Annotated in this window: 6 protein-coding genes and 1 pseudogene; 5 read left to right on the forward strand and 2 right to left on the reverse strand. The window is 42.4% G+C overall.

The features are described 5' to 3' along the window. The 5 genes from L6773_RS20815 to L6773_RS20835 all read left to right on the forward strand — a co-directional run. Nucleotides 1-337: hypothetical protein (locus L6773_RS20815; protein ID WP_237856600.1), on the forward strand; the 337-nt coding region annotated here is incomplete at its 5' end. 686 nt (nucleotides 338-1,023) lie between these two features. Beyond that, a complete protein-coding gene (locus L6773_RS20820) occupies nucleotides 1,024-2,250 on the forward strand; it encodes an MraY family glycosyltransferase (protein ID WP_237856602.1) in 1,227 nt (408 codons plus the stop codon). Nucleotides 2,251-2,816: 566 nt separating this feature from the next. Next, on the forward strand, nucleotides 2,817-3,635 hold the full coding sequence (locus tag L6773_RS20825) for a glycosyltransferase family 2 protein (protein WP_255727820.1): 819 nt from the start codon (nucleotides 2,817-2,819) through the stop codon (nucleotides 3,633-3,635). Beyond that, complete coding sequence (locus L6773_RS20830) at nucleotides 3,636-4,808, forward strand: glycosyltransferase family 4 protein (protein ID WP_237856604.1); 1,173 nt, start codon at nucleotides 3,636-3,638, stop codon at nucleotides 4,806-4,808. Beyond that, nucleotides 4,805-5,287 (forward strand): hypothetical protein, encoded by a 483-nt coding sequence (locus L6773_RS20835; RefSeq protein ID WP_237856605.1) that lies wholly within the window; start codon nucleotides 4,805-4,807, stop codon nucleotides 5,285-5,287. Before L6773_RS20830 ends, L6773_RS20835 begins: the two co-directional genes overlap by 4 nt. Nucleotides 5,288-5,295: 8 nt before the next feature. Here L6773_RS20835 and L6773_RS21960 read toward each other — a convergent pair. Beyond that, nucleotides 5,296-5,379 (reverse strand): annotated as a pseudogene (locus L6773_RS21960) (glycosyltransferase family 2 protein); the annotation flags it as partial. A gap of 378 nt (nucleotides 5,380-5,757) precedes the next feature. Then, the coding region (locus tag L6773_RS20845; protein ID WP_237856607.1) for a hypothetical protein at nucleotides 5,758-5,983 on the reverse strand (226 nt) is incomplete at its 5' end.

The following is a 5,983-nucleotide window of genomic DNA, read 5'->3' on the forward strand; positions in this document are numbered from 1 at the left end:
CGCTTCGCTATATGTCCCCTCCCCCCGACGGTTCGGGACGCGGCTAGAGGGGAGAGCTTCTGGATTACGCTTGCGTAATCTCACCCCAGCGGGGTTGAATGGTATTGTAACCCCGGGTGGAGGCCTGATGAAGAGCGGAGCTCTGAAGAGAGGCAGCAACCCGGGGATGGGAAGGCTCTCTAAAACAGACACCCCGAGGCGATGGATATTGAAAAGGCAGGAGGTCATCCGAGGGGTTGTGCGAAAAATTATGAATGGATTCCTGATCAGGCTGAATAGAAGCTGGAGCTTCTCATTGGCGTTCCCAAGCAGGTCAACTACGCTAAAGCTTCGATGACCAAGGTCAACTGCGCTAAAGCTTCGATGACCAAGGAGCTTGGGAACGAGTAAAAATGAATACAGATCGAAAAAGGGGCACAAGTGGGTCAACGCCAGAAGGCTTCGTTGACCGAGGACGCTGCGCTGAACACATTCGCCAGGTGTGTTGTAAAATGAGAAACAGGCCGGAACAGGGGGCATAAGTTGACAATTGCGCCAGTTGGGAAGTCGATTCCCTCAATTTAGATAGACCGCTTGGTGCGGATAACTTCTGTGGACAGTTACAAATGAATTTTAAATTTCGATATTATTTTTAGATTTCATTTTCTTCATCACTTTGCTTCTGAAAGGAGTTCTAATCTATGTTTAATTCTATTAAATGTAGCGGGCTAACACAATGTTCAGAAAAGTTTAATTAAGAACATTCACTAGCGTTGGTTATCTTGTAAGTGGATTAATTATTAAAAAAACTTAATAATTACTATTGTAGATCTTTCCGAAAAATGGAGGGCGTTTTCTTCAATATTATTGAAGTTGAGATCTTACAAACCGTTAAACCAAGGGCGATTATTTTTAAAAAAGTTGAAAGCAGGAAAAAAAATAATCGGTCAAGAATTATCAATCATCAATCGTATTTCTTTAACCTTTTACACTTTTCAATTTCATTTTGAGATTGAGAGGGTATAAACATTTCGCGGAGAGTTTATGGACCTTCTTCAACTGAGTTGGGCAGTAGTACTGTTTATTGTGGCATTTTTTGTCTCCAAGAGGGGAATTCCTGTGTTGGTGGAGGCAGCGCTGTCTAAGCGACTGATGGATGAACCTGAAGAACATCGAAAAATCCATAATGAAAGTGTACCGACATTAGGAGGAATTGTCTTTATCGGATCACTTTGGTTGGTGTTTTCCCTTCACCCTCAATCTATTTTGTTTGATGGTTTCGGTTATTTACTGGCAGCCTCAATTGTCCTCTTTGTTACAGCCATCAAGGATGATCTTTTTGTGTTGTCGCCTACCAAAAAACTTCTTGCACAATTTACAGCAGCGATCTTTTTGATTTTTGGGGCGGATATATACGTAGAAACCTTTGGTGGAGTATTTGGAATTGAAACAGTTCCCTATGCTGCATCTGTTTTAGTTTCGATTGCGGTATTTATTGTCGTTACGAATGCATTGAATTTAATTGATGGCGTAGACGGCCTTGCTGCAACTACTGTGATAATCTGCAGCTTGTTTTTTAGTTTTTGGTTCTTTACTGCCGGTGTATATCCACTTGCCCTTTTTAGCTTGTTCTTTGCCGGAGCAATGGGAGGATTTCTTTGGCATAACAGGGAACCCGCTTCTGTTTTCATGGGAGACACCGGGGCTCTTTTATCAGGGTTTTACCTTGCTTTCATGGGAATTAAATTTCTGAACACAGCTGAAGCAGCACCCTCTGAGTTCGCCTGGCAAGCCAATACACCGGTTATACTCATTGCCATTCTTATCGTACCCCTTTATGACACATTGAGGGTTTTTTTATTGAGAGTTTTGAATGGGAAATCCCCATTCGAAGCCGATGCAGAACATATACATCACCAGTTGTTGAATACGGGCTTTAGTCATACCCAGGTTACCTTGTCAATCGTCGGAATACAAATATTTATTGTAACAGCAGCAATTATGCTATCACCCTTAATGTCTGTGAACTATCTGTTGCTTACAATCATTGCCCTTTCTGTATTGATATTCCCAACACTCTCTTTCAAGCGAAAGATTATCAGCAAAGTAACGGGTTTAGAGCTGGAAGATGAAAATCGATTTAGCCATCCTGTTGAACCGGAGGAGATACTTGATGAAGTAAATGACGAAGATCCGGGGAGTTCAGTTTTCGGGGAGAAGGAAACCGAGTTTAAAAAGAGTAATGGGACAACTGTCAATCAAACCGGATAGAAAAGACAATACCAAAAGCGTTGTGCGGTTTAGTTAAAATCGGACGACCTATCCTACTATGAAGGGGCTCATTTTTTGAATGCGTCAACGAAAAGTGATATCGTCCCGAGTATTCAGGATCGGGAGAGAAGGGGTTGACCTAATGAATATTGATTGGCCAAAATGTGGAAAAAACTCAAAATTTCGTTCCAATCATCCCCAAATGTCTCTTCGAAAGGGCAGATCCCTTGGATAAATCGTAACCGGTAAACACGTTAAGGTCTATTCATTCAAGCAATCAATCGGTTGTTAAGTTTTCCCAATTTATTGATATATAAAAGGATTCTATTTTAAAAATATTGCTTGAGTTCAATTGAGTAGATCAGTATAACATTAGGAAGTTGTCAGTCTCCGGCGGCTGACGGATTGCCTGCAATACCTCGCCAAAAAACGATCATCAAACATCCATTACCACTCTGCCGTAAACTGACTACAAAAAGTCGTCGAAATGTTTATTTTCTTTCCTGATCATCCTAATGGTCAATTTCGTTCATCAGACCTATCGAATTCACACGGATTGAACAAACTTGAAAGAAGCGGCGCATATATCCTTCCTCATCCCGGTCTTTAATATGGCCGAGACCCTACCCGATACTCTCAATAGCCTGTTTCATGTGCGGAAGTTTCCGTTTGAGGTGATTGTTATTAATGACGGATCCTCAGACTCGATAGAAGAGGTGATTGAAAGTTGGGCCGATAGATTCAGCCCGATTCCAAACATCGAATTTCAAGCCCTTCACCAGGAAAACAGGGGGCGGGCGGCGGCTTTGAATGAAGGTGTTAAAGTTGCCCGGGGTGAATACCTGTCATTTGTAGATGCTGACGATGTTATTGATGGTTATGAACTGCTGAAGATTTGGGAGTGCATAAATTCAAGCAGATCAGATTTAATTATAGGACAGTTTAAAATCGTTTCAGATAGTGGAAGAGAGATTGCAAAACGCACGTTAAAAAAGGAGACATCCAATGAAACTCTGATTCAAAAAGTTGCATTTTCACCTGTTTCTCCGGTACATCTGAACGCAATCTTGATTCGACGCGAGTTTTTCTTAGATCTTGACGGTTTAGACAAAACCAATTTAAAATCTGAGGATAAGGATCTGTTAATTCGTTTATTGAGAAGTACAAATTCAATTCAATTTTGTCATTCATTTCATTATATCTACCGAAAACATGCATTGTCCAGGGGAGACCTTATAAAAAAGAGGTTTGAATGGTTTTTTTATCGTCAGAAAATGATTCGTAAAAACTTTTCAGGTATGAGAAAGTATAGTTCTATGACCATCCAGGCTTTCTTTGATCTTGCAAAACTTTTTTATGAAGGACTGTTCAAATATCGAATATAAATGAAACATGTTGTCCACGTATCAAATGATTTTTATCCTCTGAGTAGTGGGATTAACACTCATCTTCAAAATTTACTGCCCGAATTGACCAAGCAGGGATTCAAAGTCACACTTTTGGTGCCAACCGCCTCGAACGATAAAAAAAGAGAGGATATTTTTGTAGATAGTTCCCGGGAACATTTTACATGTGTTCGGGTGAAGTATCCGGCCGGCACAAATCTCATCTCAAAACTGTATTCTCTTACAAAATCAACCCGGTCCGGCCTCCAATGGATCAAAGAGCAGATTGGGGAGATAGAGATCATTCATCAACACGATAACCGGGCTACGAGGATCGGTGCAACCTATTATGCACGAGATAAAGATATTCCCGTGATCTGGACAAATCATTCGTCGGGTTTCTTTCGCAGCGAAGACCTCTCAGCTCGAATGATTACATATATTCCCGGAATCCGGCCCGATGCGGTGATCGTTGTTCACCGGATGTTACTGGAGCCCAACCGTAGTTTTTTTAATGATAGTGAGGTACGATATATTCCAAATGGTGTGAATCTTAAGCATTTTCAACCGGGAAAGAGATTCTCAAAAAAAGAGCTTGTGATTTTATTTCCGCAGAGGATGATTCCTCAAAAGGGAGTTGAAGTACTTGCAAAAGCGGCAAAGGTTCTTCTTCAGCATCAGGATGGATTAGAGTTTAAATTTCTGTTTGCGGGAAGTGGAGACGCATCAAATCGGGATTCGGGTGTAATCAAAAGAGTTAAAGAGCTTCTTAATGAGGATGTTGAAAAAGAGAACGTGCAGTTTCTCGGGAATCCAACCTATAAAGAGATGCCGGCGTTTTATAGCGAAGCGGATATCGTTGTTTTGCCGTTACAGGTTGAGACGGAAAATATCTCCGTTTTTGAGGCTTGGGCAACCGGTACTCCCCTCATCACCACAAAACAAGTGGAGAAAAACGGTTATATGGTGCATAACGAGAACTGTTTAGTTGTGCCTGATCAAGATCCCGAAAAACTGTCTGAAGCGATTATTCGATTGGCAGGGGATCTTCAATTGAGACAAACACTGTCGGCAAACGGCAGGGAGTTGGTCCAGAATCAGTTCAGGTGGTTTCATGCGGCTGAGAAAACTGCAGACTTTTACCGGGAAGTTCTCACTACCAAAAATATATGAATATTGATATCCCATATATCGCAAAAAGAGTTGGCTGGAGCGCGGGCTTTACATTCTTTTATTTCCTGGTGATTCGTCCGCTTCGAGCACTTTACAGCGAACAATTTGTCTGGGAGTTCCTTTTATCTGCACAACGTTCAATTGGAAATATCACATCTGCCTTTCACAGTCCCCGTCATGTGCTGATAACCTATATCAGCAATGGGAATGAAATTGTGCTATCTCATATTCCACAGCTCGGTTTTTTCTTTCTGTGCGGGATGATTGGACTCATCTTCTTCAAGGGCGGCAGAAAGACATACATTTCACTGGTACTGTTCCAGGTGATTGTGGAACTGCTGGTATTTCTCCTGTTTTGGCTGGGGATCCATTACACCGTTGCCGGCTTTATCATCTCCGATTTTCTTATGACCTATCTTTCCCCCCTTGGATGCCTGGGCTTCGTAGTTTTTGTCTCAATGAGGAGGAATGCGGATTAAGGTCTTTTTTATAAGGTTTCAGGTTGTTGTTTGTTGTTTGTTGTTTGTTGTTTGTTGTTTGTTGTTTGTTGTTTGTTGTTTGTTGTTTGTTGGAGATCCCTCACTTCGTTCGGGATGACAGGTGCAGGTGTATGATCCGCGGCGTTTCTGATTCATCAGAAGAATCCCGGTTTGTCTGACGCCGCTTCGACAGGAAGAGGTTAAGACGGCGTAGTGAGAAGTGTGAATCAGGCAAGAGGTGTTATACGCCGTCGATGAATTCCCGCCCCGCCTGTCATTCAGAGCGAAACCGACCGAGAGGGAGGTAAAGCGAAGAATCTCGTTGAAACGAGCACTCAATGCTATTGTGAACCAGGCCTAAGACGATTCATTGGATGAGAGAGGTTACTGATCGCGCAGGTGCAATCACAAGCCCCGGAGGAAAGAGTTGGTTAAAGTTTAATGTTTCAGGTTGTGTCTGTCAAAAAATCTTAAACATTGAACCTTAAACCAGAAACCCCAAGCCCAGCGAGGTGATTGGTATTGTAACCCCGGGTGGAGGGCGCATGAAGAGCGGAGCTCTGAAGAGAGGCCGCAACCCGGGGATTGTCGAAGCCCACAAAAAACCCCGAGGCGATGGGTATTGAAAAAGCTTGATTGGAATCGAGGGGTGGTGCGAAAAATGATGAATGGATTCCTATCCGTTGGAATGGAAGC

This window comes from Rhodohalobacter sulfatireducens (assembly GCF_022012475.1).
Classification (GTDB): domain Bacteria; phylum Bacteroidota; class Rhodothermia; order Balneolales; family Balneolaceae; genus Rhodohalobacter; species Rhodohalobacter sulfatireducens.